Below are 26,574 nucleotides of genomic sequence, written 5' to 3'. Positions count from 1 at the left end.
TCACCTCGCCCGCGGATGCGTCTCCTCATACACGCGCTGCACCTGCCCCACCGTCAACTGCGTGTATCGCTGCGTCGTAGAAAGACGCTCATGCCCCAGCATCTCCTGGATCGCCCGCAGATCAGCCCCCTCCTCCAGCATGTGCGTTCCGAACGCATGCCGCAGCGTATGCGGATGCACATCCGCCGCCAGCCCGCGGCTCAGCGCAATCTGCTTGACTATCCGCCCGACGCTGCGCGTCGTAAGTCTGCAGCTCCCGCGCGCCCGCAAATTCATCAGCAGCGGCCCATCATGCACCAGCTTTCCCTTGCCCGCCGCCTCTAACCTCTCGCGACGCTCCGGCAGATACGCCCTGATCGCCGCGGCCGCCTCATCTCCCAGCGGCACCAATCTCTCTTTCCTGCCCTTACCGAACACTCGAATCGCATCATCGCCCCACAGGATGCTGCTCAAATCCAACCCACACAGCTCCGAGTTTCGAATCCCCGACCCATACAACAACTCAAAGATCACCCGATCCCGCGCCGGCCACGCTGCCGCCTCTTGCTCTTCGTCCTTCCCACTGACTTGCTGACTCGCTGACCCGCTGCCTCGCTCTAAGGAATTCAACACCCGGTTCAACTCCTCAATCCCCGGAACCCTCGGCAGATGCTTCGGCAGCTTCGGCGTGCTCACCAGCGACGCCGGATTCGACTCCACATACCCACTCCGCGCCAGCCACTTGAACCAGCTCCTCACCGCCGCCAGCGCCCGCGCCACACTCGCCTTTGTCAACCCACGATCGAACAGCACCGCCAGGTACGCCCGAATATGCGTGTGCTCCACCTTCCGCACATCGCCATCCTCACCCAGCGTCTCGCCTAGATACTCCGCGAACCCGCGCACCTCCCGCCCATACGCCCGCAGCGTGTGCTCACTCGCCCCCCGCTCCTCGCGCAGCATCGCAAGAAACTTCCCCGCGAGTTCGACAAATCCAGTCGACTTCTTTCCGCTCATCGTGCCACAACTCCGGGTGCCCCATTCATCGCGGCCTCATCGCGATGAGTGGGTTCACGCATCTTCGCGCGCGGATGATGCATCCTGTGCACCGTCTTCAGCCGATCAATCGCCAGATGCGTATACACCTGCGTCGTCGCGATATCCGCATGCCCCAGCAGCGTCTGAACCGTGCGCAAATCCGCACCATGCTCCACCATATGCGTCGCGCAACTATGCCTCAGCTTGTGCGGGCTCGCCTGCGAGTTCAACCCCTTCACCAGCCGCCACACACTCTGCGCCGTCAACGCCTTGCCTCTCACCGAAACAAACAGCGCCCGCTGCACACCATGCACACCCCGCAGCAGCTCCGGCCTTCCGCGCTTCACATACTGCTCCAGCGCCTCGACCGCCTTCGCATGCAGCGGCACGATCCGCTCCTTATCTCCCTTGCCCCGCACCTGCACACTCGCGGACTCCAGCCGCAAATCCTCCACGTGCAGCCCCACAATCTCGCCCACACGCAGACCGCCCGCATACAGCAGCTCCATGATCGCGTGATCCCTCAACGAAACCCCATCCGCCGCATCGCTCCGCGCCGCCGCGCCCGTACGCTCCAGCATCTCGCGCACATCACTCTCGGCCAAACTCTTTGGCAGCACCTTCCAGCTACTCGGCGACTCAATATTCACCGTCGGATCATGCGCAATCCGCTTGTCCTTCAGCATCCACCTGTAGAACCCCCGCAGACAGCTCAGCTTCCTCGCCACACTCCGGCTCTCAATCGCGTGCTCGCGCAGATGCCGCATAAATCCGCTGACATCCTCCTGCCTCGCCGACATCAGCGTCCTGTCCCCGCCCTCCACAAACTCCGCAAAGCTCTCCAGGTCCCTCTGATACGCTTCCACACTCAGCGGCCGCAGGCCCTTTTCCACCCGCAGATGCGTCGCGTACTCCCGCAACAACCCCACATCTCCCAACCCGGTTGAAGCACCCAAACTCGCAGAAGGCATACTCCCGATTCTTCCCCGAACCACCCCTCACCGCCAGCCCCCCGTACCTCCCTCGGCACGAACCGACCCCAGCACGCCTAATCCGATAAACTCAAAGTAGCCATGTTTGAGAACCTCTCCGAAAAACTCCAGCGCAGCTTCAAAGACCTGCGCGGCCAGGGCACACTCACCGACGAGAACATCAACGACGCCCTCCGCTCCATCCGCGTCGCCCTCCTCGAATCCGACGTCAACCTCGACGTCACCCGCAAAATCATCGAGGACATCCGCGCCAAAGCCCTCGGCACCGGCGTCGCCACCGCCCTCAACCCCTCCGAGCAGATCGTCAAAATCGTCCGCGACGAGCTCATGGACGTCCTCGGCCACGACACCGCGCGCTTCAAATTCGCGCCCCAGCCCCCCAGCGTCATCCTCATGGCCGGCCTCCAGGGCTCCGGCAAAACCACCACCGCCGGCAAGCTCGCCCAGTGGCTCAAAAAGGGCGGCCACCGCCCCCTGCTCGTCTCCGTCGACGTCTACCGCCCCGCCGCCCGCGAGCAGCTCAAAGTCGTCGCGCAATCCATCAACGCACAAATCTACGAAGGCAAACTCGAAGCTGGCAGCTCGGAGCTCGCAGCTGATCGCCAGAACCAGACAACCGAAGTCCTCCGCCTCGCCAAAGAAGCCCTCCGCGAAGCCCGCAACTACGCCTGCGACATCCTCATCGTCGACACCGCCGGCCGCCTCGGCATCGACGAGCAGCTCATGGACGAAATGTCCGAGCTCAAAAAGCTCCTCAACCCCTCCGAGATCCTCTTTGTCGCCGACGCCATGACCGGCCAGGACGCCGTCAACTCCGCCAAGGCCTTCAACGACCGCCTCCAGATCACCGGCGCCATCCTCACTAAAATGGACGGCGACTCCCGCGGCGGCGCCGCCCTCTCCATCCGCCAGATCACCGGCGCCCCCATCAAGTTCCTCGGCACCGGTGAAAAGCCCGACGCCTTCGAAGCCTTCCACCCCGACCGCATCGTCGGCCGCATCCTCGGCATGGGCGACATCGCCACCCTCCTCGAGCGCGCCGAAGAAAAACTCGACCGCTCCAAGGCCGAGGCCTTCGCCAAAAAGGCCCTCACCGGCGACGGCTTCTCCCTCGAAGACTTCCGCGACCAGCTCCGTCAGGTCAAGAAGCTCGGCAGCATGCAATCCATCCTCAAGATGCTGCCCTCCGTCGGCCCCTTCGCCGGCATGCAGCAGGCCGCCGCCAACGTCGACGAGTCCCAGTTCACCCGCATCGAGGCCATCATCAACTCCATGACCGCCAAGGAGCGCCACAACTCCGCCATCATCAACGGCAGCCGCCGCAAGCGCATCGCCGCCGGCTCCGGAACCACCGTCCAGGAGGTCAACAACCTCCTCCGCCAGCACACCCAAATGTCCAAACTCTTCAAAGGCATGGGCAGCGGCCTGGCCGGCGGCGCAAAAGCCCAGCAACGCCTCCTATCCCAAATGCAAGGCAAACAAAGATTCGGACGATAATCACCTCAGATACGTGTTTTCTGATCCGCACAGCACCAACTCGCAACGGCCATACCCAAGCGCAACCATTCACCTCGAACCGAATCGTCCAATTCGCGTGCGAGCACTCTTCCATCTTTCCACTCAGAGGCATGGATGAAAGCTTCGAGAACATTGGCTGATATTCCGCGAACAATTGCGCAGTCACAGTGTCTTTTTGAAGTTTCGGGGCACGACTGCTGTTGAACGCACAAAGACGCAGACCCTGAAACATTCACAATGGCGCCGAGGGTTGCTTGCTTCGCGCTCCAGTAAGAGTGCTCGACAACACCGCTCTGCGGCAAAAAGTCCCAGTACTTCAACCCTCTCTTGACGTCGACGTGGAACCTCAACTCATGCTCACCGAGAGTACTAAGACTAGCTAGTAGCGCCGACATACCAGCGTAAGATGAGTGAGACGAATATTGGGCGTCGTAGAAAGAATCAGGTAATGCGTTTTCTAAGTCCCTCCCGATCGTTTCCATCACTTCGATGGTTGGGTATCTAACATTGTCTTTGAAATTAGACACAGTCGAAGCAGTGTCACCTAGTTCACTAGCCGGCGAGGCCTTGTCGCTATCCACAACGCAGACGCAAATCCTCTGCTGATTCGCAAGATCCGAGAGGACCTGACCAATAGTGCTTCCTCCGCCATGCGCAGCCAAGTGTGCTAAGGGCATAAAACTGATGTTTACCATATGGATGGCAGCCCGCGACATCAGTTCCAGCACCTTAACATCGTCGAGGTTTTCGCCTAAGACCGTCGTTGGCTGCATCCTCGACATGCCGTCGAACCATCTGTGTGAAAACTGGATGACCCTCTTACCGTGCTCAATGTAGCTAACGGGCAATACGCTCGCGCCAGAAACAACGCGTCCTCTTACAGTTAGTTTCCGGACCAGAGAACGCTCCTCGGCGACCCTACCCAAGGCGCGCGTCGCTGCCGCCCGCTCCCGTGGACGCAACGTGTCCAGTCCAGCGATCGCCTGCAAAACTGAACGCGAACCGGTTATCCTATGTGACCCTTCCGCGACCGATTGAAGTAGGTTATGTAGCGATTGCTCATCTTGCGAAGAGAACCCGTCGGACGCGATTAGCTGACTAATAGAATCGTCGATTTCAAACAGCATCTATTCGGCTCCCGAACCTCCCTGTGGAGGCAGCAACAATGGTGCCGAAAAAAAGCCGAACGGCCAATCGACCAGAACACCGCTCGAATCGAAGGCTGTTGTACAGACTTTCGAAATGTTCTTTGTCGGCTGGTCACGGTCCATCTCAAAGAGGATTACTTGCGCATCGGACGGATCGAGCAGCTTTGCCTCAATTGCCTGACCTATCCTCTCGACAATTGTTGGACTATGCGTTTCTAAAACGAAACGAATTGGCAAACCGCGCTGCCTGCCTAACGCGACAACCGCCACGATCAAATCTGCCAAACTAGCCTGGAGAGCAGGATGAAGATGCAATTCGGGCTGCTCAATTGCAACTATGAAGCTGCTCGGAATGCTCATGAGGCGGCGACGAGGGGGAGGATACATCCACCTTGCTTTGAATCCCGGTTGTTCTTCAATAAGCGTCCAAAGCTGCACAAGAAATGGCAGCATCTGTGAAAAACCGAACCCGGTATCAGCTAAATTAAATTCAGTTCCGGTTTTCTCATCTTTCATCCGCAGCGCTACGCGGGCGCCATCTCCGACAATCTGCGGAAAGACCTCAAACCCAAGGTGCTGTCGCATCCATTTCCTGAAGTTGAACTGGTCATTCGGAGCCATTCCCTGAAGAACCATTGCGACGTTACTGCCGCTCGCGTCAACAGCCGCAACGGAAACATCACGGCTCAGGTAATCACGTTGTGCGGTAGCGCGAACAGGTTGGAAGTAATAAACCGAGTTTGCGAGCTGAGCAACGTAGACGTTGACAGAATCGAGAATCTGATTCATTCGCCTCGCCAGAATCAGATTGCGGACTTTCTGGAAGAGCGACGAGGAGACATTCCAACTCTTCGCACGGTCACGCCAAGAAAAAGCTCCTGTAGACCGCATGATGTCTAGCATTTCCTGAGGCGAGCCGACGCGGATATCCTGAAAAGTGGCAAGTCTCGTTTCCGTGAGCGTTCTGCCATGAAATGAACTAGCCGTCTCAGACAAAAGGCGCCGATCAAATGGGTTGGAACCTCTGTCTACTAGATCATCATCCTGAGCAGCAAAGATTAACTCCGGAACCAAACCACGGCGGATCAACAGCTTCAATGCGCCCTTCTCTTCATCCGTGGCGATTAAATCATTCACTCTGAACTCGGAGATAAGCCCATCTTCGTCTGCCTCAATAATCACGCTATCGGTTGCGTCGCCCATTTTGAGTGTGAGGGACAATCTACGCAGGCGGGCGTAACGGCTGTCATGTTCACGAGCCACATAAACCAGCTCACAGACGACATCTGTCGTTCCGAGAAAGTAGGCATTCCATGAAGCGCCTTGGTACAAGCCTTTCTCCAGCGCAAATCCAAACTCAAACTTTAACTCCGGCGGTTCGGCACCCTTTCGGAGAGCCTCGTTGAAGAAGCCGAAATTAACGTCCCCTTCATTCAAAACGAGGCCGCCGAGGCTCCGGATTTCGTGGCTCTGCTTCAACAGGGGGAAAATACGGAGAAATGTGCTCTTTCCAGAGCTATTAGCACCAACGAGAAGCGACAGCGGTTTTAGTTCAATTCTCCCAGTATCGGCTAAGCTACGCAGATTAGAGACGCGGATATATTCCATTTACGCGATCAAGGCAAACCGTGCCTAGTCCCTTCGAACGAAGTCTATCTGATGCGAAGTCAAAAATTTGCGGGACGGTACCCAACAAGGAATTAGCATCCCCCTCTCTGGCCACGCATCGTCAGGGGGGCGGGTGGCTTCGGGAGCCGCCAACTCCCGCTAAGCCCCATGCAAGCCTGCGCGCCTCACACCTGAGCGCACATCGAGTGAAACCGGAAATATTCCCCTACGCAACGCTCCGAGACCCTATAATTGGCGACCGCTCCTCAGTACATTCCGGGTCCGTTTGCAACACTTCTACGACAGAGGTTTCGCATGCCCAAATTCATCATCGAACGCGACGTGCCCGGTGTCGGCACATGGCCGCAGGACAAACTCAACGAGATCGTCGACAAATCCCGCGCGGCCGTGAAATCAACCAACGGCAACGTCCAGTGGGTCGAGAGCTTTCTCACCGCCGACAAAGTCTTCTCCTTCTACATCGCTCCCGACCAGACCACCATGCAGGACTTCCTGAAGCAAAGCCCGCTGCCCCCCGGCCCGGTTCATCGCATCCTCAAAAGCGCCGACCCCGCATACGGCGAATAATCACCCGGGCCCCATCCGTCCGCGCATCGTATCCCCCATCAAGCCTGCTCGCTAGGCTAAGAGGCTCGACGCCCCAAAAATCCTTGACCAACTTGACAAAGGAACCCTCTAAAAAGAGGGACCTCCCAATCGCCAGGCGCCAGCCTGCGCATTTAGGTCCACCCCTAAGTCCTATGTCATCAAGATTTTGCGCAATATTTGACGGGGGAGGGGGCCATACCTTCACGTCCGCTAATCCTCGTCGCCCCCAGTTGCCTGACCTTCGGTGCCTTCATCACCAAATTTCCAAAATCCGTTGGCCATCAGCACCCTCCGAAGATCCCGAAACAGAATCCGATGGTCTCTCGCAGAGCCCGGACTGTTCGTGACAGTTGTATGCGCACTGTCACCTGTCATATCAATGGGGAGAAGCATACCGTCACGAGCGGCCCACAACCCTACTGCTAACACTACCGCTTCGCCATTGCCCTTCCCGAATGTTCTTTGGTCGTCCGGTTTCATGACTAGCTCCTTACCAGCAAATGCGCGATCTACGCGCAAACGGGGCCACCTCCACCCCACACGCATCATCAGGGCACGGCTTGGTTAGTCCCGGGCTTCAGCCCCCGGGATGCCACTTCCGCCACGCCTTTCGCCTCTAGGTACTCCGAGGCTTCAGCCTCGGGTCTCATAGCCACGCGCGCTGCGCGCTTCCGCTCTGCCGAAGGCCGTCGTTTAGTCCGAAGAACGAAACGACTGAATTGCCTTCCTCTCCGCCGCCACGAACGCCCAAAAGTGTCTACGCAGTTCGGCCGGGTGCCCCACATCTCGCATCGTGAGATGTGGGTTCGCAGGATATCCGAGGAACCTTCCGGACGAGGCCGGCCACCTAGCCGCCCCAAGAATCTCAGGGTCGCCGAAAGTGAAACGGAGCGGAACGCCGGGCGCTCCGATATAATCAAATCTACCCGCGGAGAGTTGGCCGAGTGGCTGAAGGCGGCGGTTTGCTAAACCGTTATAGGATCAAAAGTTCTATCGGGGGTTCGAATCCCCCACTCTCCGCCAAATATCTAATATATAGAAAATAAAGCACTTACGAGTCAATAAAATCGCCCGCATGCGGGCGATTTTATTGATGTGCGGCCGCGTCGAGAATCTCAGAGAGGGATAAAACCCGCTAGCGACGCGGTGGTTCTCTCTTTGGCGTATTCAAGGGCTTCTCGGTGCGGCCCGAGTCTGCGGAGAGAATTCGAATGCGATGCGGGGATTCGAACTCTCGGTAGAACTTTTCTTCCAGAGAGTTTGAAAGACTGAACGCCCGCCACCCATTCCAATCAGATAACCGGGTGTCCTTGGTTCTACTCAAAAAGGCAGAATTGGCGGGTATTTGCAGTTCTTCCAGAATTTTGTTCTGCCGCGAGAAAGGCCCCTGCCCGCTGTCGGCTCCGGCAAGCCTGTTATTCTCCGGTCCTGGAAATCGGAGAAACCGGCCATTTCACCGAGCTAGCGGAGAAATCTGAGCTGAATGCTGACGGGTTGGAAGTGGACAACACCGCCACCCTCTCGAGCGCGCCGAAGAAAAGCTTGACCGCTCCATGTCCGAGACCTTCGCCAAAAAAACCCTCACCGACGACGGCTTCTCCCTCGAGGACTTCCGCGACGGGCTACGTCAGATCAAGAAGCTCTGCAGCAGGCAATCCATCCTCAAGATGCCCCGCCGGCATGCAGCCGCCAACGTCGACTAGTCCGAGTTCACCCGCATCCACGCAATCATCAACTCCATGACCTCCAAGGAGCGCCATGACCGGCGGCGTGAAAGCCGAGCAACGCCTCAAGTCCCAATGCAAGGCAAGCATAGGTTCGCAAGGTAGAGTGGACCAGAACATAAGACGCCTGCATGGCAAGCCCCTCAATCAGTATTGAAGTTGGGAGCGCTCTTACCTGTTGAAGAAAAGCGGTGGCTGGCGCAATTACACAACACCGCGACTACATGACGTCCTTCGTACAGTGCGTGGGCATGCATAGACCTGTACAGTTCGACCTTATATATCAGCCAATCAGAATCAGGATCAGAAGCGGCTTTGACATCAGCGCATCGGCGGCATATGGGAAGCAGAATCGCATAGCGAAGTCCATTGCACTCGCCAGTCGCGTTTCGCAACGGCGCAATTCTCCTCAGCTTTGATTGAACATTTTCCGTTGATCATTGAACAGCATCGAACCGTATCGGTCGTGTGATGCGTATAGAAGACTTCCAAGCGGCTCCTTCAGATTACCCAACGAAAATGACGGAACTGTCAAATGAACGCGGTCTGAATGCATGAACAAGTCTTCATCTCTAACAGCCGCCCGCAAGGTTATCGACGAGGGAATAGCGCCGTCTAAAGGAGAGACTGAATGCTCTGTTTGACTTGCGCCTGCATGCTCAAACCCGAAGTAATCGACGCATAGATCAAACAGGAGGGCACGAAGCACTGTGCAGACCAACATTCCTATCGTCAAGTTCGCGGCGCATCGCGCGTGACTACAGCTTACTTGAACCGAATTGCCACTGCCGTGCCGGATCACGATGTGCACAGCGCTTTCGTGATCTTCGCAGAGAAGATGCTTGCCGACCCACGGCTGCGCACGCTCTTTCGGCGCATGGTGAGTCGCGCTGACATTGCGCACCGATACTCATTCCTCGACCCACATAGAGGGGCCGCGCAGTTCTCATCCGCTGACGCCTATGAGTTCTATCGGGCTGGCAACTTTCCCAACACAGCGCGCCGCATGCAGATGTTTGAACAATGCGCACCCGCGCTGATGAAGAAGGCCGTAAATCGGCTGGCCCTCAGCGAGAAAGAACGATCCGATATCACGCACGTGCTGGTCACATGCTGCACCGGTCTCTATGCGCCGGGGCTGGACTTTGAGATCGTCGATCACCTCGGGCTTTCATCGGGTGTCGAGCGCACGATGGTTGGGTTCATGGGTTGCTATGCCGCAATCAATGCGCTCAAGCTGGCGCGACACATAGTGCGCTCGGATCCCAAAGCCGGTGTTCTTATGGTCAATCTCGAGTTGTGCACGCTGCATTTGCAGGAGACGCAGGACCTGGAGCAGGTGCTCTCCTTCCTGGTCTTCGCCGATGGCGCGGCGGCAAGCTTGATCACCTCTTCCCAGCAGGGCCTGGCACTGGACAGCTTCAAAGCGGTGATGGTGCCTGAGACAAGAGGGCTGATTACATGGAATATTCGTGACTTAGGATTCGACATGCTGCTTTCCGGCAAAGTGCCCGCGCAGTTAGGGCGTGCGCTCCATGAAGGCGAGCTGATGGACGAGCGCGATGGCATTGATCTGTGGGCGGTCCATCCGGGTGGACGATCCATCCTCGATGCGGTTGAGAAGGGCCTCGAACTGCCATCCGACGCCCTGGAAGCCTCACGCGAGGTGCTGACAAACTTCGGCAACATGTCGTCCGCGACCGTGATGTTTGTTCTGGAACGAATGATGCAAAATACACAGCCGGGGCAGCGCGGGTGCGCGATGTCGTTTGGCCCCGGGCTGACAGCTGAGACGATGCGATTCCATGTGGTCTAAAACACCCATCGACTTTAGATCACGGGCATGTCCGCGCGATCTACCGGAGCTCATGGACGGCCAGTGCGGCTATGAAGAGTTTCGCGACTGCTTGCGCAGTCTGGAGCAAGTCAACCGGTGGACGTTGGGTTATCGGTCGACACTGTCCTGGCTGGAGCAGCTGCTATCTCCTTTTCCACGTGAACCGATTCACATCCTTGATGTGGGCAGTGGCGGTGGCGATCTGCTGCGGCAGATTGGTGCCTGGGCACGCAGACGCCACATAGCTGTGCAGCTTACCGGAATTGACTTGAATCCTTACGCGACGCGTGTGGCAGCCGAGTGCACGCCGAAAGAACTCGGAATCACGTGGTTGACCTGCAATGCCCTCACCTATCGGCCGGAGAAGCCGGTCGACGTCGTGGTGAGTTCGCTAATGACTCACCATCTGGAAGATGAGGAAATTGTCGCGCTGCTGCGGTGGATGGAGGTCACTGCCAGGGTGGGTTGGTTTCTCAATGATCTGGAGCGGTCGGAGCGAACTTCCAGAATGTTCGGGTGGCTGGCAAAAGTGCTGCGTATGCACCCGTTTGTTCGGCACGATGGGCCGGTATCATTTCGACGGGCGTTACAGAGAGAAGATTGGGCGCGGTTGCTGACGGCGGCAGAGGTCCCCCAATCGACGGTCACTCTGGAGCATTGGCGACCGGGACGATTGTGCGTAGGTCGTCGAAAGTAAGTGAGGTCAGTCTGGGAACAGATGGTATCTTCGCGCGTCTCGTCACGTCTAAAGTATTAGAGACGAATGGCAACCTCCCTGTGGTCAACCACCGGTTTCTCCGGTCCCAGATTCAAAACGGTCCTTTGGATCGCGCTCGGTCTCACGACACTCTTTGTTTTCATTACCTCTGAGCTGCTTCTCATCACCGACTATCCGATGTACCACGCCTACCGGCTACAGGTCATCGCAGACCGTCATCTCCTCATCCCGCATACGCTCGCCGGCCTCACGGCGCTTCTCGTCGGTCCCCTTCAGTTCTCATCACGGTTTCGTCAACGACACCTCAAACTTCACCGTGTCCTGGGTCGTTTCTACGTAGCGTCCGTCTTTATCGGCTCTTTCACAGGGATCGCACTTGCAGCCGGCCGCCCAGGTTTGCCCGGAACCTCCATGCAGGCTGCCGCCTGGATGGTCTGCACCACGGCCGCATTCATCACTGCACGCAATCGGCAGATCGTTGCGCATCGCCAATGGATGGCCCGCTCTTACGCCGTCACCTTTACCTTCATATCCAGCCGCGTGCTCAATCTCTGGCCACGCTATTGGAGTCATCTGGGCGATGTTTTTGCTGCGGTCGGCGTGATTGCCTTCACTCTCGCCTCGCTACTCATCGTTGAGCTCGGGCTCAACTGGCGCGAGCTAACCACTCGCCGCGCCTGATCGTCTGCCACGAGGCCAACTCATTTTCAGAGCGGCGTAAAAAACGCCGGCACCCAAAGTACGTCTCGAGATGTGTGTTACGGAAATCCTACTTGTCGAAGCTTGTTCCCACTAACTCTGAGCTAATGACAGGGCCGTAACCTCCCAGTTGTCCAACGATCCTTACTACCGCAGGATCGTCAGTTTCCTGAATCCAGACCATCACATCTTTCGGCTGAAGGCCGATCAGCTGTGCAATTAGCCCCACGATGCCGCCCAACTCCGGATGGATGCGAAACACCGTCGCCTTGAGGGTCTGTCCTTCCGCATGAAACGTCTGCTCGCCCTCCGGAGAGATCAGTAGTCGAATCAGCCGGCCGCCGCTGAATGGCGCAAGCATCCCTACTCGGAACGGGGGTGTGTTCTCTGGCACATTCAGGAGCAATGTCCCAACGAACCCGTTGGCCAGGTCGGCTGGGAGCTGCACGTGCTCGCTCTCCACGTGTACCTTGCCGTTTTTGTCCGTCGTGCGGGTGATCGCTGTACCTGAGGAGGCTTCCACCTCAAAGTCGATGGGCCTCGTAAAGAACGGGCCTCTTTCAATGTGATGATTGCGCACCAACTGGAACGTGCCCTGTTGTTTGTAGGTCGTCGTCTCTTCATCGATCGATCCATCTACAAAGCGATAGGTGAGGCGCATTGTTACTTCATCACCATGCATGACCTGCGAAAACTCACCATTAGCGATGACTTTCCCAGCCTCTGAGCGCGCCACCATAAACCGATGCATCGGACCTTGCACGTGTCTCACTGAAATTTGCTCTGCAGGTGCTGACACGCACACAACTGTCGCCCAAATTACACCCACAAGGAAACTACTTCGTTGCATCAACAGCCTCGTTCTAATGTGATGATCACCTAATTCAACGCGCTTTTTAGCCGCGCCAGATGACAATTTGTACAGGTTGACGTCCGAAGCTGTTTCTTCACGTCTATAGACTATAGAGATGAGCTCACCTGTTTCGAATCGATCGAGGACTTGGTGAATAGGAGCAACATTTGCACGACGAAGTTCTCACCCTTGGCGGTGGAGTGGCCGGCGCCGCCACCGCAATCTCCCTTGCCCGCAAGGGACGAAGTGTAACTCTCATTGAACGCGAGCCAACGCCGCGCGATAAGGTTTGCGGAGAGTTTCTGAGCGGTGAGGCTCTTGAGGACCTACATGCACTCGGCATCGATGTAGCTTCGCTTGGCGCGGTGTCTATCGATTACGTTCGTCTCGCTGCGGCCAGGCGCGCTGCTGAGGCTCCGCTGCCTTTCCCAGCGGCATCGCTCACACGCAAAACGCTAGATACGGCACTCATCGCCGAGGCGATCGCAGCGGGGGTTCGTGTTGAGCGTGGGCGTAGTGTGCAGGCACTCAGTCGCACGACAACTGGCAGGTGGCAAGCAACGCTCGACGATGGCACCACCTATGAAGCTCCAACGGTGTTTCTCGCAACGGGTAAACACGATCTGCGCGGCCACGCGCGTCCCAAAGACCCTGAACAATGGGTCGCCTTCAAGATGTACTATCGCCTGACGCCTGAGCAGGCCGCCGAGCTAGTCGGCGCTTCCGAGTTGATGCTCTATCCCGGAGGATACGGTGGGATCCAGCCGGTAGAGGGTGGTGTTGCAAACCTTTGCTGCGTAGTACAAAAACGGTACTTGGCTCGCGCGGGTCATCGCTGGGAGAATTTTCTCGCGAGAATGCAGCAAGACTGTCCACACCTTGCCATGAGGCTTGCTGGTGCGGAACCGCTACTCGCCAAGCCCATAGCCGTCACCCATATTCCATATGGCTACGTCCGTCGCACTAGCGAGGGTGGGCTCTACTGCATCGGCGACCAGGCAGCTGTCATCCCGTCATTCACTGGTGACGGTATCTCCATCGCTCTGCATACTGCTCGTTCCGCAGTCACCGCGTATCTTGCGGGAGAGTCGGCACCGATCTATCAGGCTAAGCTGCGTTCCGGGCTTCTGGCACAGATGCGTCTCGCGGAGTTTGCTGCCGATGGCTTGAACAACTCACTGGCGCGTGCTGTATTACCGTTTTGCCTTCGCATCTGGCCTGGCGTCATGCGCGTTACTGCCAGGCTTACGCGAGTCGCTCAGCAGAGCGCCGTCGTACCGCAGGCAGTGATCGGTTGAGATCGCCTCGCAACATTCTCAGGAGTCAGCTGACGAAAGGAGATGCCATGAAATCCTTCGTAGTCTTAGCCCTCGCGGTTCTGCTCGGTGCCACTGCAGTCGCCCAACACCAGACGTTCTCTGTCAATCCCGACCCCAGCGATGTACGGATGAGGCTTAACACAACCCACGAGATCGTCAACGGCACGTTCCACGTGAAGTCCGGCTCGATCAATTTCGACCTTACGGATCCCCACATGTCGGGGACCGTTGTTGTGGCTGCAGGCAGCGGCAAGACAGGCAACAACAGCCGCGATAAGAAGATGAATGACATCCTCAAGGTGGACCAGTTCACCGATATCTCCTTTATGCCGAAGGCCTATACCGGAACGATCGCCCCTTCCGGGGACTCGAATATTCAGGTGACGGGAGTGTTCACTTTGCTTGGTACTCCTCATGATCTGACGATTCCAATGCAGATCCATGTGACTGGATCAAAGGCGACCGCAAAGGCTCAGTTCGTTGTTCCCTATGTGCAATGGGGACTCAAGAATCCAAGCTTCTTGATCTGGAAAGCCGACAACGACGTCAGCATCGATCTAACGCTCGTTGGGCAGGTGTCCAACTAAGTAAGTGATCTTTTCGAATCGCAGTATCGTCGACATGATCAACTCGAAAGACTCGGCTCACTGCATCCGCGGCACATTCTTCAATCCCAATGCCCCGAAGCAGCGCCTCTCGACGATCCTCAGGTGGCTAGCGACGCGACGCATCGGATACTGGCCGCGCTTCGTCAACGCGCCGCCTGGACCGAAGCCCCTGGCTGTCGTGTCCGGCCAGGAAGTGGTTGTCACTTTCGTGAACCATGCCACATTTCTGCTTCAGACTGCCGGCAAAAATATTCTGATTGACCCCGTCTGGTCAGAACGGGCTAGTCCGGTTACGTTTCTTGGGCCGCGCCGTCACCGGAATCCCGGAATACGCTTCGACGATCTGCCTCAAATTCATTCCATTCTGATCAGCCACAACCATTACGACCACCTGGATATTCCTACTCTTCGCAGACTCGCAGCGCGCCATTCTCCAACTGTCTTCTGCCCGCTCGGAGTAGGCCGTCTCTTATTCAAGGCAGGCTTCACGGATGTCCAGGAAATGGATTGGCAGCAGCGGAGGCCGTGCCAAAATTTCACCCTGCACTGCATGCCCGCACAGCATTTCTCTTCACGGTCTCCCTTCGACAGGAACCGCACTTTGTGGTGTGGCTGGGTTATCAGCACTGCCTTAGGTCATATCTACGTTGCTGGAGACACCGGCTTCGGAGAACACTTCGCGGAGGCCGCGGAGAGGTTCGAGAGTTTTGTTGTTGCTCTACTACCTATCGGAGCATATGAGCCGGAATGGTTCATGGGGTCGTTTCACATGACCCCTGAGCAGGCGGTCAAGGCTCAGCAGACGCTGAACGCTTCCGTGGCGATTGCAATGCACTTTGGCACATTTGCCCTAGCCGACGAGAGCATGGCCGCACCAGTCCAGCGCCTCAAAGCAGAACTTGAGAAATTTCCAGATCAACAGTTCGTTGTGCTCCGGGAAGGCGAAAGCTGGCGGTCTGCGGTTACGGACCACCGTTCAAGATGACTCGGTAATGGGCCTCTATTGCCCCTTCAAGATTTTCATTACTGGGGCGGGAAGTTGCTGATCGGCATTTTTGAGCAGGAGGCTAACATCCCAGATGTCACTATCAGAAAGCAACTCGTCATACGTTGGCATGCCCGTGAGGCGGATTCCGTTCTTCACCTTCCAGTAGGTCTCGCCCACCTCGTCGTCTGAAACTCCGACAACATTGCCTTTCTTGTGCTTGAGCCAAAGTTGAGGAGCGGCCGGATACATAGACGTGCCGTAGACGGAGTCCGAGCTAGGGACACCGTGGCAGAAAGCGCAGTCTTCCTTGTAAACCTCCGCACCACGCTTGAAGGCATCCTCGCTGGCTGGGAACGGCGCCTGCTTGATCTCGCGGCTAATGCGGGCGCCAAGAGGCACGTGGACGATCTGAGCTTCGTATGGAAATGCCGGGTCATCAACCGCCACGGGAGGATGGCCATAATGCAGGTAGAGATAGCCACCAACGAATATCAGAGCGAATGCGAAGATGATCCCAAAAAGGAAGAATGCGACACGGTGAATCGCGGACTGATGGACAACCATGGATAAATGCGTAACCTCGTTTGGCGATTAGTTTACCTCGCACCAAATTACCGGACCTCAACATCAACAAATGACGAAAGCGTCACAACGCATCATGTAGAAACCACGTCAAGGATGACTGATCGCCGATAGGATGCAGTCTCTGAAAATACGCCGCGACTAAGAACTCGATCCCACTCGTTGAGAAGCTCCGTGCCCTGGCATAGGTAATTGGAAGTGGGCTTCCGTTTACGTGTAGCCAACGATCCTAAATCTCACTTGGCGAGAACAGGGCAAAGCGCTCATCCAGCTCAGAACAAGTTCGGTTTGATACTCGGCGATGATGCGCTAACTGACGCCCCGTGGAAGATCACGCGTCGATTCGGTGTAGCAGTCCAGCGCCGCGCCTGGCGGCGACGAGCGGCAGACTACTTCCGGCTTGTCGAAACATCCGTCCATGTTGCATTCAGGCAGCATGTCGAACGCTTCAGGCCACGATTTCACCACGTTGGGGGACTCAGGTCTGTTGTACTTGAGGAAGTTCGGAAACCACATGAAGCATGCCTTTTCATCATGCCTCGCCATACCCTGCGACAACACTTCCTGAATGGCTTCGCTAAAGGGTTCCGCCGCGATTTCGGACTCGGCGGCAAGGCCGGGGATCGTGGCCCGCATCGCCCCGAGCATCGTCATATTGGGGTGAGTCAGGCACAAGATAATACCAATTTGGCACGCTCACTGAGCGCCATGAACTTGGCATCATTCCAAATCCGAACGTCGATCTTGCGATAACGGCCCATGGAGGCTACCCCCTGGACTGCTGGACGTTACTAGCGGTCCTCCGCGTTCTGCGCGCTGGCAGCCCTCCGGCGCATAGCCCTCGCAGAGCCGCTCTTTAGCCGAACAAAAATGCTCTGATCCCCTCAAAACAACAGAGCCGACGCCGCAGCGTCGGCCCTGCACACCTCCGCAACTCACGCCCGTAGACGCCGCCGGATCAATCCCACGCCCGACAGCAACGCGGTTCCCATCAACGCCAGCGAACTCGGTTCCGGGGTCGGGCTCACAGCCAGTGCGCCGAACCTTCCCGGAGGCGGGACGCCCGGGCCGGGCACCGAATTCGGGTCGTCCAGAAGGCTCGTCGCATCCGCCAGTCCCGCTGCGTAGACAATCGGCCCGCCGCCTACATCCCCGTTGCTCCAGAGTTCCCCGACATACCCTCCCGCAACGTCAAACGCCACGCCAAAGATGTCGAACACACCTCCGGAAAACGGATAGGTGAGCGTAGGTACGCCGCCGACGAGGTCATAACAGATCGCTGGAGAATTCCCTCCCGGATAAAACGTGTCATCGTAGGACAAGCCGCCGCTGGTAAACGCAATGCCCGGCGTAGCCAGGGTGTCGCTCACATACGATATCGGCATGTACAGCCCTGTAATTCCGCCGGAAACCCCGACGTTGGTATCTGAGAAAAATCCGCTAATGCCGGTGATGTGATCCACCCCCGGCGTTCCGGACGGCGTAACCGTCAGCACGCCCGAAGCGCTGACGCCATTACCGTTGAAGGAAAAGTCGTATGTGTCCGCCATCGCAGCAGACGAAAACCCCAATGTCGTAACAAATGCGAGCATTGCAAGGTGTTTCGGTCTCACGTTCCACCTCTCTCATTTTCTGAATTGTCGTGATTGGGGGCCCGAAGTCCCGGCCGAGCGCACTCTCAAACGCCGCGCATGGCTATCGCGGGAGACTGTCATCTCTGATGTCTCGGGAGAGCTCGATTGTTGTAAGCCCCGAATACGTCGCGGGCAATCATTGGTAATTCGCAAACGATTACCTGGGCCAATGGCTGGTGCGCGGGTGGCCAATCCGTAACCTTCTTCCTGTGAACCAACGACATGCTCGGGTGCCTGTCCGTACGCGTAGCGGGCGGGTTGGAAACGAGGACGTGCGGACCACCTCCACCGACACCGCGCATCTTCAGGGCACGGCTAACGCCGTGCCGCTTCCGCCGCACCATAAAAACCGTTCTGCTCCGTCCTGAACGCAGTCGAAGGACCCCGCGAAACCAGCAGCCGCAGCGACTGAGTTGCCTTCCTCTCCGCCGCCACAAATTTTCTTTGCACCTCTCGAATCTTTGGAATACGCTTCCCGCGTTCCCCAAATTCCATCTCAGGAGATTTCGAAACATGAAACTTCGTACGGCTCTCCCTGTCGCGCTCGCCCTCTCCGCGCTCGCGCTCCCCGCGCTCGCCCAAAATCCGCCGCTCGCTCCCGCTCCCAGCCACTGGAAGCTAAACGCTTCGGCCTCAGACTTCGGCGGGATGCCCCCATACACCGCAAGTTCTACGAGCCTCACCGCCAACACCGAAACCAACCTCCGCTGGAGACACTCCAACACCGACGCGAAAGGCACCACCACTGGCTCATGGGTCGGCGCCTACGACGGCAAGCTCCGTCCTGTCACCGGTGTCAAGGGTGAAAAGTTCTCCATCCAGCGCGATGGCACCTTCCACATCGACGAGGCCGACGGCACAACCCTCGACGGCACCATCATCACCGCCGACGACCTCAAGTCCTACACCGAAACCGCGATCGTCAAAACCAAAGACGGCCAGGAGCATCACATCAAGCTGGTCTACGACCGCGTTAAATAGCATCGCCAGGGCACGGCTCTCCGCCGTGCCGCTTCCGCTAATCCTCGGCGCTCCCGGTAGCTTGAGCTCCGGCCCCTTCGGCGCCAAACACCCAGCATCCGTTGACCATCAGCATCTCCCGAAGATCCCAAAACAAAATCCGATGGTCTCTCACAGAGCCCGGCCTGTTTGTGACAGTCGAAGGCGCACCAGTAGCTGTCATGTCGATGCGGAGATGTATACCGTCGCGAGCCTCCCACATCCCTACCGTTGAAACGAACGTGTCGCGATTGCTCTTCCCAAGTGTTTTCTGCTCGTCCGGTTTCATGGCTAGCTCCTGTTGGCATCCTTCGTAACTGCCCTCACCAGCAAATGCGCGATTTACATGCATAAGGGGCCACTCTGCGCCTCATGCACGGAGCCGCCACATCCCAACAAGAAGCCACGTATCAAGAAAACTGAAAAGTAACACTCACGGTCTTATAAACCGGAACGGGCGTATCACCCTTCATCGCCGGCTTGAAGCGATACTGCCGCACCGCCTCCACCGCCGCCGCGTCAATCCCTAGCCCCACCCCGTGCACGACATGCACCTGCTGCGGCACACCATTCACATCAACCACCATCTCAACCACAATCGTTCCGGAGCGAGGGTCTTGTTCCTTCCTCCTCTCCTCCTCGCTGAAATCAAGGGCATACGCTAAGGTCAACACCGGTGCCTTCACGTCCCCACCTACCTTGTAGATACCCTGCGCATCAGGCTCACTTTGGACAGGAGAAGGAGCATTACGCAGACTCGCCCCTGCCGGCGCCTGCGCCAAAACGCTCCATCCAAGACCAGTTCCGATTCCCGTAAGAACAAACAAAAGGGACAGGACTCGCAGAGCGCTCATAACGCACCCAATCTACCCACCACGCATCGCCGAGGCATACCTCGCAAATCCGCAGCGTAGAGTAGCGACCCCGCGAATACTCGAAGGCCGTCGACCTGCCTGTCGACACCATCCACGTCATCAGCCCGGGTCATCGAACCCTCCACCGAAGCCTGACCCGTTCCCCAAGCACACGGCTGGCAATATTTTGCGCAATATTGACGGGGGGAGGGGCTATCTCACGCTCTCCCTAATCCTCGTCTTTCCCGATTGTTTGAGCTTCGGCGCCTTCATCTCCAGATTCCCAACATCCGTTCGCCATCAGCATCTCCCGAAGATCCCGAAACAGAATTCGACGGTCTCTCGCCGAGCCCGCTCCGTTCGTGGCGGCATGCGCACCATCATCCGTGGTATCGACACGGAGATGTATACCGTCGCGAGCCGCCCATAACTCAACCGCTGACACAACCGCGTTGCCATTGCCCTGCTCGAATGTTCTTGGCTCGCCCGGATTCATGATTAGCTCCTTATCAGCAAATGCGCGATCTACGCGCAAAAGGGGCCACCTCCCGTCACCACTCTGCGCAGGCGAGCAGCTATCTGCCTCTGCTCCTTCGAGGGACACGGCCCGCTCGTCGAAGTGGAACCGCTATGTGACAGCTCTCCGCAAACTCTTGCACGTAACTTGCCGCCGTTACCAATGATTCGTTGCTTTACGCGTCGCGATACATGAACAATCGCCGTGCGACTCACACGCATTCTCAGTTGGTTCGGGCCAGGGTTTCCCTCCGGGCAATATCCGAGAACTGCGCTTACGCCGCGATCTCAAGTCCCGGAGTCAGTATGAAAAAAGTAGTTGTCCTAGCAGCACTTCTCCCACTCGCCCTCGCTGTCCCTTGTCTCCACGCGCAGTCCACCAGCTTCGGCACCTATGGCGAGACCTCCGTCGTCTCCGGTCCCGGCGGCACACCTGTCTACCAGCTCACCTCCAACCCCGCCGACGCCCCAAACAACTACTCCGGCATTTACGTCCAGTTCAACAGTGCCGTCGCCCTCTCCGCCCTCACCACACTCAGCGCCGATTTCGACGTGACCCAAGGCACCCTCGGCAACGGTGCGCCCCGCTTCTCCATCGGCGACAACAGCAACAATGAGGCGTACGTGTATTTCGGCACACCCGTCGGCGGTGGCGCCTTGACCGACCCCACTCCCGGCTCCTGGGAGTCCACCGGCAACGTCGTCGACTCCACCGATCTCATCGTTCAAAACAATGGCTTCGGCGGTGGCAGCACCGGTGCCAGCTATGAAACCTGGGCGCAGTTCCTCTCGCAGGAGGGCACCGTCGACATCAACTACATCACCGTTGATGAGGACGGCGGCTTCAGCAGCACCCAGACCACCGACATCAACAACTTCAACGTCAACGGCACACTCTACAACGCGCCGGCGGCTGCTGCGACCCCTGAGCCCTCCAGCCTCCTGCTGCTCGGCACCACCCTCTGCGGCGCTGCCGGTTACGTATTTCGCCGCCGCAAAGCCGTTTCACTCTGATCATCCCTGAGTCACAAACCCGGCCCTCTGCTCTAAAAAGCAGAGGGCTTTTCTCTTTGCATTTCCACAGGAACCCGCTTCGCGACCGCCGGGCGCTGCCAATCCAATTGGTTTTCTGGTAACCGCGTGCGAGCACTTTTGAGTGCAAATGGAAATCGTTGGTCACTTCCCCTGCAAAACTGTGCACAGTAGATGCCCCATAACTTGGCACGGCCTTGATTTTGGGCGAATTACACACTCACTTCATGGCATCGAAAATGCACCAACATAGGCGCACTCGAGGCCTTTTCTCACCAACGTTGCTTCCGCATTGCGACAGAAAATGCAGGTCTGTTCGCCTGTAGAACGTAACTATCTCTGGAGGAATTTAGGAGGGTTATGAAAAAACTGGGTATTGCAACACTCACTCTTGGCGTTGTGGCGGCTATGCTTCCTGCCGCGGCACGCGCAGACTACGCATTCTCAGGTTCAGGGGCCAGCGGCACACTGGCCAGCTCGTCTGAAACCTGGGTGTTCAACGGCGATGGCGGCGCAGCCTCCACGGGTTACCTGAACGACTGGGGAAGCCCCGGTGTGGACCGCGGCGTTGTAGACTACGGCGAGTCCTCGCCGGCTTATGGCTTTGAGATCACGTTCGCAGGCGGCGGCGCGATCGATCCAGCTTCCGTAACGACAGGAAACGGCGCGCATTGCGCCGGCACAACCACCGGCGGCACGACCTTCTGCACCGGCGGCGATATCTGGGAGGCCTTCCTGACCGGCCCGGATACGATCGAATTCCTGGCGCAAAGCGCAGGTTTTGACCTCCCCGACGGGCAGTCTTACTTCGTCAATATTTTCTTTGATGGAAGCACGCCTACCTCGTTTACGGGATCCTGGCTCACAACCTTCTCACCAAACCCCTCTGCAACCCCGGAGCCCTCTGCCCTGTTTCTCCTCGGCAGCGGCCTGCTCAGCATCGCGGGCGCTCGCCGTCTGCGCCGCAACGGCTAAACAACCGTATCGATCCGTTTGGACTCTTGGGCTTGCCTCGGCCCTTGAGTCCAAACGAGTCGTGCCGCAACTTGACAGATCCCCCCTCGACGCCCCTCCCTCCAAAACACCTGCAAGCCTCTGAAGTCACCGATCACTTCCTCCCTGCACCAAAAAGTCCAGACCTAACACCCCTGCCCTGAAGACTTTGCACAATATAGGTAGGGGGAGGGGGTACCCTCCTTTCCGATCATTTCCCACGCCACTCCCGCCTCTTCAGGACTACAATTCCGGTTTCCCCGGGCTGCGCAATCCAAATCTTTTGAAAGCGAGAGAACATCCATGCTCGGAAATCAGATAGGTGAAACCAAAGGCAAACGACTCGTCCGCCGGGTCCTCTCCGTCAATCCGCCAACCGCAGAAGTCTCCTTTGAGGATTCCGGCAAAATCCTCGGCCACAACACAACTGGAATGGGAACTTATACCTCGACAGTTCGTCCCGACGGCTCCATCCTCGGCCATGGTCAGGGTATGAGCACGACCGATGACGGTGAAGCTGTCACCTGGACTGGAACCGGCGTCGGAAAGTTCGGACCCGGCGGCTCCGTCAGTTATCGCGGCATGCTCTTTTTCCAGACCACCTCGACAAAGCTCGCCGCGCTCAACAACAGCTGCGCAGCCTTCGAGTACGACGTAGATCCCTCCGGCCAGACCATCTCAAAGATGTGGGAATGGAAGTAACGGCGTTCAGCGCGGTTTCGCTCGAGCGTTGCGGCGGGAGAAACACAAATTACCTTCCTCCCAACTTCGGCTCCGGTGTGCGCTCGATGCGGTGACGTCGAGCGCGCACCACACTCACCACGCCAAACCACAAATCAGCTAGCAACACCAACGCCCACACGACGACCGCCGGCACCAGTGCAGCCCCGCCATGCAACTTCCCCACGAGAACAATCCCGATCCACGCCAGCGGAATCAGCAGCACACCGCAAACCAGCGCCTTCACAGAATGACTCGGCATAGCGTCACCTCCTTAATCGGACGCACCATCCCGCGTACTCGGACTTATCTACTTGGACGTAGCGACATCGACTGGCGCGCCCGAGCCATCCTGCTATCCTTATCTCTACTCACCCCCGCGGAGGGATGTGTGAGTGGTTGAAACAGGCGGTCTTGAAAACCGCTTTGCCCTAACGGGCAACGGGGGTTCGAATCCCTCTCCCTCCGCCACTCATTCCCACTAATTGAACCGTCCCGAACGGCTGAAGGAAGCGATTTCTTGGTCCAGATCAAGCCTTTCATGGGAGATATCGATACTGCCTATGCTAGTTGACAGCATCGGTCAATTGCTTCCATAACGAGATCGATTCTTCCGTAAAGCTCGCGGTCGGATGCAGTTGACAGGATCGTCCGCGGCACTAAAACGGCCTCGGGCGAGCGTCCGCAAGTTTAGGTGTATACTCCGGCCACCCGAAAAAGCGAGCCGATCATTCACGTGTGAAGAGTTGGTCTATCGGGATCTAATATCGTGAGCCTGCCGGTTCTCCGGCCCCTTCGGCTGGGTTCATAGTCAGTGAAGGTGTGATGAAGCAGACCTTTGCTATTGGCATCGGAGGAGCAGCCGGCCAGGGAGTCGCCACTCCCGGGGATATTTTCGCCAAGATATTCAGTCGGCGCGGCCTCCATCTCAACGCCTACAACGCATATCAGTCCATCATTCGTGGTGGCCACACTTTTCTGACTGTTCGGACTGGTCCCGATAAAGTCACCAATATGGGTGACCGGATCGACCTGTTCATCCCTCTCAACCAGGACGCGATGGATCGCCATCTCGGCCTGCTTGCAGCCGGCTCTTCCTGTATCTACAACTCCGATACGATCAAGCCCGGCGTTGCCGCAGACGGCGTACAGATGTGCCCGCTCCCAGTTTCTGAGCTGGCCGACATCACGCGAAACAAGGTTGCGCAAAATACACTTGCGATCGGCGCCGGCCTCAACATGATGGGTATCGGGTTCTCTTCTCTGGAAGAGGTTCTCGGCGAGCAGTTCAAGAAAAAGGGCGATGCTGTCATTTCAGAAAACGTCGCGGTGGCACGCGCTGGCTATGATTACGCTGCCGCGCACTTCACTGCTTTCCCGAACCCGATTCCCAGAACCGAGAATCGTTATGCCATCTTGAGCGGCAATATGGCCATGGCCATGGGGGGCGCGGCAGCCGGAGTTAAATTTTATTGTGCTTATCCCATGAGTCCTTCCACTGGAGTTCTTCATTGGATGGCTGCACACGCTCGCGAGGCCGGCATCATGGTCCGCCAGGTCGAGGATGAGATCGGCGTCATCAACATGGCGATAGGGGCCGCACACGCTGGGGTCCGCGCCATGTGCGCAACCTCAGGTGGCGGGTTTGCCCTCATGAGCGAGGGTCTCGGCATGTCCGCCATGATGGAGACCCCGGTTGTGGTGATCAATTGCCAGCGAGCCGGCCCGTCTACCGGCGTCCCTACTAAAACGGAGCAGGGCGATCTTTGGCAGATGCTCGGCGCGGCCTTTGGTGATTATCCCCGTGTGATCGCGGCTCCGCTGGACATTGGTGACTGCTTCAAACTGATTCCCGAAATCTTCAACATTGCCGATCGCTTTCAGTGCCCGGGCCTCGTTCTCTGCGACCTGCTGCTCTCGGAGGGCCGGCTTAGCGTCGATTCGAAAGAACTGGATTTCTACCCCTTCATTGACCGGGGAGAGCTTATTACTGCAGCCAATGGCAACGGTGCGGGCTCGGAAACCTCCGCACATGGCAATTACCTGCGATACAAGATCACGGATAGCGGAGTCTCGCCGCGCGCCATTCCCGGTGTGCCCGGCCATATCCACACGGCGGCCACGGATGAACACCAGGAAGACGGCGTCTTGATCAGCGATGAATTCACGAACCCGCTCAAGCGACGCGCCATGATGGAAAAGCGTATGCGCAAGGTGGCCGGGATCGAGTCCGCCGTTCCTCCGCCTACTCTGTCTGGGCTCCCGAAGGCGGACGTGACACTCATCGGCTGGGGTTCGACCAAGGGTGTGATCGAGGAAGCCTGCGAACTTCTCAGCGAGCAAGGCATCGTCGCCAACCAACTCCAGATCCGCTGGCTCGTTCCACTCCACGGCGAAGCGATCCTTCAAATCCTGAAAGACGCCCGTCACACGATCATCGTCGAGAACAACTACAGCGGACAGTTTGCCCGCTACCTGCGCAGCGAAACCAGCTTTGTGCCTGACGGCCACATCCGCAAATACGACGGAGAACCGTTTATGCCTCATCACATCGTCGAGGCCGTAAAGGAACAGCTCAGTGGGAAGACGAACCTCTCCGTTCCCACTCACGAAATCATGGTCTGAGGAGGAAGCACGTGGCGTCACTCGTAGAGAGTCCCCGCACACTAACGATCGCCGATACGAAAGGTAAAGCTGATCCGGACTGGTGCCCCGGCTGCGGCGATTACGGCGTCCTCGCCGCTCTTCAAAAAGCCTTGGTCGAGCTGCAGATTCCTCTGCACAACACCATCACCATCAGCGGCATCGGTTGTTCCTCGAACCTCCCCGGCTACATCAACACCTACGGCATGCACACGCTCCATGGCCGCTCTCTGGCTGTGGCCACGGGCGTGAAGCTCGCCAACCATGGGCTGACCGTGATCGTCACCGGCGGCGATGGAGATGGTTTCGGCATCGGCGGCAATCACTTCGTTCACACCATGCGCCGCAACGTCGATCTGCTTTACATCGTCATGGACAATCAAATTTACGGTCTAACCACCGGCCAGACTTCACCCACCAGCCGCCTCGGCATGAAGACCAAGAGCATGCCCTTCGGCAACATCGAACCCCCGATTAACCCGATTTCCCTGGCTCTCGCTGCGGGCTGTACCTTTGTCGCTCGTGGTTTTAGTGGCGAGCAGAAGCATCTTACCGAGCTCATAAAACTGGGGATTCAGCATCGAGGCTTTTCCTTGCTCGACGTCTTCAGTCCCTGCGTCACCTATAACCACGACAACACCTACCAATGGTTCCGTCCACGCGTGAAAAAGCTCGAGGACGACGCATCCTACGACGCCTCCGACTGGATCGCAGCGATGGAGAAATCTACACTGTGGGGCGAAGAAATTCCCATTGGCAAATTCTTCGAGCGCACCGACATTCCCCCGTTGCACACCGCTGAGCCGATCTTGAACCAAGGGCCTCTGATTAATCGGGACCCGCGAGTGTCCTCCGATGTTGCCCTATCGTTCATTCAGGAACTGATGTAGCGATGTGGCGCGCTTCTGGGCCAGAACTGACAAGTGAGGATGGTCAGTATCCCCAGCATCTCCGAAATAAACC

At 57.6% G+C, this 26,574-nt stretch carries 27 protein-coding genes and 2 tRNA genes; 17 read left to right on the top strand and 12 right to left on the bottom strand.

All coding sequences use genetic code 11. The annotated features are described in order from the left end of the window. Positions 1–996, bottom strand: a complete 996-nt coding sequence (locus tag VGU25_04720; protein ID HEV2576494.1) for a tyrosine-type recombinase/integrase — start codon at positions 994–996, stop codon at positions 1–3. Beyond that, complete coding sequence (locus VGU25_04715; GenBank protein ID HEV2576493.1) at positions 993–1,988, bottom strand: tyrosine recombinase; 996 nt, start codon at positions 1,986–1,988, stop codon at positions 993–995. The genes VGU25_04720 and VGU25_04715 overlap by 4 nt, the downstream gene beginning before the upstream one ends. Positions 1,989–2,090: 102 nt before the next feature. Here VGU25_04715 and ffh point away from each other — a divergent pair, with 102 nt between their 5' ends. Further along, complete coding sequence (gene ffh, locus VGU25_04710) at positions 2,091–3,506, top strand: signal recognition particle protein (GenBank protein ID HEV2576492.1); 1,416 nt, start codon at positions 2,091–2,093, stop codon at positions 3,504–3,506. A gap of 5 nt (positions 3,507–3,511) precedes the next feature. Here ffh and VGU25_04705 read toward each other — a convergent pair whose 3' ends face one another. Both VGU25_04705 and VGU25_04700 read right to left on the bottom strand, forming a co-directional pair. After that, positions 3,512–4,654, bottom strand: a complete 1,143-nt coding sequence (locus VGU25_04705) for a hypothetical protein (GenBank protein ID HEV2576491.1) — start codon at positions 4,652–4,654, stop codon at positions 3,512–3,514. After that, positions 4,655–6,283, bottom strand: a complete 1,629-nt coding sequence (locus VGU25_04700; GenBank protein HEV2576490.1) for an AAA family ATPase — start codon at positions 6,281–6,283, stop codon at positions 4,655–4,657. 315 nt (positions 6,284–6,598) lie between these two features. Here VGU25_04700 and VGU25_04695 point away from each other — a divergent pair, with 315 nt between their 5' ends. Continuing rightward, positions 6,599–6,871 (top strand): nickel-binding protein, encoded by a 273-nt coding sequence (locus tag VGU25_04695; protein ID HEV2576489.1) that lies wholly within the window; start codon positions 6,599–6,601, stop codon positions 6,869–6,871. A 231-nt stretch (positions 6,872–7,102) separates the two neighbouring features. Here VGU25_04695 and VGU25_04690 read toward each other — a convergent pair whose 3' ends face one another. After that, a complete protein-coding gene (locus VGU25_04690; protein ID HEV2576488.1) occupies positions 7,103–7,372 on the bottom strand; it encodes a hypothetical protein in 270 nt (89 codons plus the stop codon). A gap of 450 nt (positions 7,373–7,822) precedes the next feature. Between VGU25_04690 and VGU25_04685 the strand changes: the two genes are divergently transcribed. The 5 genes from VGU25_04685 to VGU25_04665 all read left to right on the top strand — a co-directional run bounded on the left by VGU25_04685 (position 7,823) and on the right by VGU25_04665 (position 11,852). Further along, positions 7,823–7,915, top strand: a tRNA-Ser gene (locus VGU25_04685). Positions 7,916–8,445: 530 nt separating this feature from the next. After that, positions 8,446–8,595, top strand: a complete 150-nt coding sequence (locus VGU25_04680; protein HEV2576487.1) for a hypothetical protein — start codon at positions 8,446–8,448, stop codon at positions 8,593–8,595. 790 nt (positions 8,596–9,385) lie between these two features. After that, the gene (locus VGU25_04675) at positions 9,386–10,432 is read left to right on the top strand and encodes a type III polyketide synthase (GenBank protein ID HEV2576486.1); all 1,047 of its coding nucleotides are present in this window, start codon (positions 9,386–9,388) and stop codon (positions 10,430–10,432) included. Between the two features lie 52 nt (positions 10,433–10,484). After that, positions 10,485–11,150 (top strand): methyltransferase domain-containing protein, encoded by a 666-nt coding sequence (locus VGU25_04670; GenBank protein HEV2576485.1) that lies wholly within the window; start codon positions 10,485–10,487, stop codon positions 11,148–11,150. 66 nt (positions 11,151–11,216) lie between these two features. Beyond that, a complete protein-coding gene (locus VGU25_04665) occupies positions 11,217–11,852 on the top strand; it encodes a DUF2306 domain-containing protein (protein HEV2576484.1) in 636 nt (211 codons plus the stop codon). Positions 11,853–11,940: 88 nt separating this feature from the next. On the opposite strand, the gene VGU25_04660 is transcribed toward VGU25_04665, so the two are convergent. Continuing rightward, positions 11,941–12,642, bottom strand: coding sequence for a hypothetical protein (locus VGU25_04660; protein ID HEV2576483.1), 702 nt, complete (start codon positions 12,640–12,642; stop codon positions 11,941–11,943). Between the two features lie 248 nt (positions 12,643–12,890). Between VGU25_04660 and VGU25_04655 the strand changes: the two genes are divergently transcribed. Genes VGU25_04655 through VGU25_04645 form a run of 3 tightly spaced genes read left to right on the top strand, consistent with a single transcriptional unit; the run spans position 12,891 to position 15,635 of the window. Further along, complete coding sequence (locus tag VGU25_04655; GenBank protein ID HEV2576482.1) at positions 12,891–14,021, top strand: FAD-dependent oxidoreductase; 1,131 nt, start codon at positions 12,891–12,893, stop codon at positions 14,019–14,021. Between the two features lie 47 nt (positions 14,022–14,068). Then, entirely contained in the window at positions 14,069–14,629 is a 561-nt protein-coding gene (locus tag VGU25_04650) for a YceI family protein (protein ID HEV2576481.1), read from the top strand. 34 nt (positions 14,630–14,663) lie between these two features. Further along, positions 14,664–15,635, top strand: coding sequence for an MBL fold metallo-hydrolase (locus VGU25_04645; protein HEV2576480.1), 972 nt, complete (start codon positions 14,664–14,666; stop codon positions 15,633–15,635). Between the two features lie 15 nt (positions 15,636–15,650). Here VGU25_04645 and VGU25_04640 read toward each other — a convergent pair whose 3' ends face one another. From VGU25_04640 to VGU25_04630, 3 genes are all read right to left on the bottom strand, one after another. Beyond that, a complete protein-coding gene (locus VGU25_04640) occupies positions 15,651–16,202 on the bottom strand; it encodes a cytochrome c (protein HEV2576479.1) in 552 nt (183 codons plus the stop codon). Positions 16,203–16,529: 327 nt separating this feature from the next. Then, the gene (locus tag VGU25_04635; protein HEV2576478.1) at positions 16,530–16,856 is read right to left on the bottom strand and encodes a hypothetical protein; all 327 of its coding nucleotides are present in this window, start codon (positions 16,854–16,856) and stop codon (positions 16,530–16,532) included. 299 nt (positions 16,857–17,155) lie between these two features. After that, a complete protein-coding gene (locus VGU25_04630; GenBank protein HEV2576477.1) occupies positions 17,156–17,833 on the bottom strand; it encodes a PEP-CTERM sorting domain-containing protein in 678 nt (225 codons plus the stop codon). Between the two features lie 534 nt (positions 17,834–18,367). On the opposite strand from VGU25_04630, the gene VGU25_04625 reads away from it, so the two are divergent. Further along, a complete protein-coding gene (locus VGU25_04625) occupies positions 18,368–18,835 on the top strand; it encodes a hypothetical protein (GenBank protein HEV2576476.1) in 468 nt (155 codons plus the stop codon). Between the two features lie 428 nt (positions 18,836–19,263). On the opposite strand, the gene VGU25_04620 is transcribed toward VGU25_04625, so the two are convergent. Further along, positions 19,264–19,635 carry an energy transducer TonB gene (locus tag VGU25_04620; GenBank protein ID HEV2576475.1) on the bottom strand — a complete coding sequence of 124 codons (372 nt, stop codon included), beginning with the start codon at positions 19,633–19,635 and terminating at the stop codon, positions 19,264–19,266. Positions 19,636–19,936: 301 nt separating this feature from the next. Further along, positions 19,937–20,203 carry a hypothetical protein gene (locus VGU25_04615; GenBank protein HEV2576474.1) on the bottom strand — a complete coding sequence of 89 codons (267 nt, stop codon included), beginning with the start codon at positions 20,201–20,203 and terminating at the stop codon, positions 19,937–19,939. 326 nt (positions 20,204–20,529) lie between these two features. On the opposite strand from VGU25_04615, the gene VGU25_04610 reads away from it, so the two are divergent. The 3 genes from VGU25_04610 to VGU25_04600 all read left to right on the top strand — a co-directional run bounded on the left by VGU25_04610 (position 20,530) and on the right by VGU25_04600 (position 22,950). Continuing rightward, positions 20,530–21,237 carry a PEP-CTERM sorting domain-containing protein gene (locus tag VGU25_04610; GenBank protein ID HEV2576473.1) on the top strand — a complete coding sequence of 236 codons (708 nt, stop codon included), beginning with the start codon at positions 20,530–20,532 and terminating at the stop codon, positions 21,235–21,237. 378 nt (positions 21,238–21,615) lie between these two features. Then, complete coding sequence (locus VGU25_04605; GenBank protein ID HEV2576472.1) at positions 21,616–22,230, top strand: PEP-CTERM sorting domain-containing protein; 615 nt, start codon at positions 21,616–21,618, stop codon at positions 22,228–22,230. 321 nt (positions 22,231–22,551) lie between these two features. Further along, a complete protein-coding gene (locus VGU25_04600; GenBank protein HEV2576471.1) occupies positions 22,552–22,950 on the top strand; it encodes a hypothetical protein in 399 nt (132 codons plus the stop codon). A gap of 49 nt (positions 22,951–22,999) precedes the next feature. Here the strand turns inward: VGU25_04600 and VGU25_04595 are convergent, their stop codons facing one another. Then, entirely contained in the window at positions 23,000–23,230 is a 231-nt protein-coding gene (locus tag VGU25_04595; GenBank protein HEV2576470.1) for a hypothetical protein, read from the bottom strand. Positions 23,231–23,349: 119 nt separating this feature from the next. Between VGU25_04595 and VGU25_04590 the strand changes: the two genes are divergently transcribed. The 3 genes from VGU25_04590 to VGU25_04580 all read left to right on the top strand — a co-directional run bounded on the left by VGU25_04590 (position 23,350) and on the right by VGU25_04580 (position 26,501). Next, positions 23,350–23,439 (top strand) — tRNA-Ser (locus VGU25_04590). A gap of 354 nt (positions 23,440–23,793) precedes the next feature. Continuing rightward, complete coding sequence (locus VGU25_04585; protein HEV2576469.1) at positions 23,794–25,593, top strand: 2-oxoacid:acceptor oxidoreductase subunit alpha; 1,800 nt, start codon at positions 23,794–23,796, stop codon at positions 25,591–25,593. Positions 25,594–25,604: 11 nt separating this feature from the next. Continuing rightward, a complete protein-coding gene (locus VGU25_04580; protein HEV2576468.1) occupies positions 25,605–26,501 on the top strand; it encodes a 2-oxoacid:ferredoxin oxidoreductase subunit beta in 897 nt (298 codons plus the stop codon). Positions 26,502–26,574 lie beyond the last annotated feature (73 nt).

Source organism: Acidobacteriaceae bacterium (assembly GCA_035944135.1).
Taxonomy (GTDB): Bacteria; Acidobacteriota; Terriglobia; order Terriglobales; family Acidobacteriaceae; genus Granulicella.
This window is presented reverse-complemented; position numbering and strand designations above follow the sequence as displayed.

Excerpts from the sequence above, each read along its gene's own strand:
- VGU25_04665 (HEV2576484.1), top strand. The coding sequence starts at position 11,217 with ATGGCAACCTCCCTGTGGTCAACCACCGGTTTCTCCGGTCCCAGATTC.
- VGU25_04625 (HEV2576476.1), top strand. The coding sequence starts at position 18,368 with ATGAAACTTCGTACGGCTCTCCCTGTCGCGCTCGCCCTCTCCGCGCTC.
- VGU25_04600 (HEV2576471.1), top strand. The coding sequence starts at position 22,552 with ATGCTCGGAAATCAGATAGGTGAAACCAAAGGCAAACGACTCGTCCGC.
- VGU25_04610 (HEV2576473.1), top strand. The coding sequence starts at position 20,530 with ATGAAAAAAGTAGTTGTCCTAGCAGCACTTCTCCCACTCGCCCTCGCT.
- VGU25_04700 (HEV2576490.1), bottom strand. The coding sequence starts at position 6,283 with ATGGAATATATCCGCGTCTCTAATCTGCGTAGCTTAGCCGATACTGGG.
- VGU25_04705 (HEV2576491.1), bottom strand. The coding sequence starts at position 4,654 with ATGCTGTTTGAAATCGACGATTCTATTAGTCAGCTAATCGCGTCCGAC.
- VGU25_04640 (HEV2576479.1), bottom strand. The coding sequence starts at position 16,202 with ATGGTTGTCCATCAGTCCGCGATTCACCGTGTCGCATTCTTCCTTTTT.
- VGU25_04715 (HEV2576493.1), bottom strand. The coding sequence starts at position 1,988 with ATGCCTTCTGCGAGTTTGGGTGCTTCAACCGGGTTGGGAGATGTGGGG.
- VGU25_04605 (HEV2576472.1), top strand. The coding sequence starts at position 21,616 with ATGAAAAAACTGGGTATTGCAACACTCACTCTTGGCGTTGTGGCGGCT.
- VGU25_04585 (HEV2576469.1), top strand. The coding sequence starts at position 23,794 with ATGAAGCAGACCTTTGCTATTGGCATCGGAGGAGCAGCCGGCCAGGGA.
- VGU25_04670 (HEV2576485.1), top strand. The coding sequence starts at position 10,485 with ATGGACGGCCAGTGCGGCTATGAAGAGTTTCGCGACTGCTTGCGCAGT.
- ffh (HEV2576492.1), top strand. The coding sequence starts at position 2,091 with ATGTTTGAGAACCTCTCCGAAAAACTCCAGCGCAGCTTCAAAGACCTG.
- VGU25_04690 (HEV2576488.1), bottom strand. The coding sequence starts at position 7,372 with ATGAAACCGGACGACCAAAGAACATTCGGGAAGGGCAATGGCGAAGCG.
- VGU25_04695 (HEV2576489.1), top strand. The coding sequence starts at position 6,599 with ATGCCCAAATTCATCATCGAACGCGACGTGCCCGGTGTCGGCACATGG.
- VGU25_04635 (HEV2576478.1), bottom strand. The coding sequence starts at position 16,856 with ATGCGGGCCACGATCCCCGGCCTTGCCGCCGAGTCCGAAATCGCGGCG.
- VGU25_04650 (HEV2576481.1), top strand. The coding sequence starts at position 14,069 with ATGAAATCCTTCGTAGTCTTAGCCCTCGCGGTTCTGCTCGGTGCCACT.
- VGU25_04680 (HEV2576487.1), top strand. The coding sequence starts at position 8,446 with ATGTCCGAGACCTTCGCCAAAAAAACCCTCACCGACGACGGCTTCTCC.
- VGU25_04615 (HEV2576474.1), bottom strand. The coding sequence starts at position 20,203 with ATGAATCCGGGCGAGCCAAGAACATTCGAGCAGGGCAATGGCAACGCG.
- VGU25_04720 (HEV2576494.1), bottom strand. The coding sequence starts at position 996 with ATGAGCGGAAAGAAGTCGACTGGATTTGTCGAACTCGCGGGGAAGTTT.
- VGU25_04645 (HEV2576480.1), top strand. The coding sequence starts at position 14,664 with ATGATCAACTCGAAAGACTCGGCTCACTGCATCCGCGGCACATTCTTC.
- VGU25_04595 (HEV2576470.1), bottom strand. The coding sequence starts at position 23,230 with ATGCCGAGTCATTCTGTGAAGGCGCTGGTTTGCGGTGTGCTGCTGATT.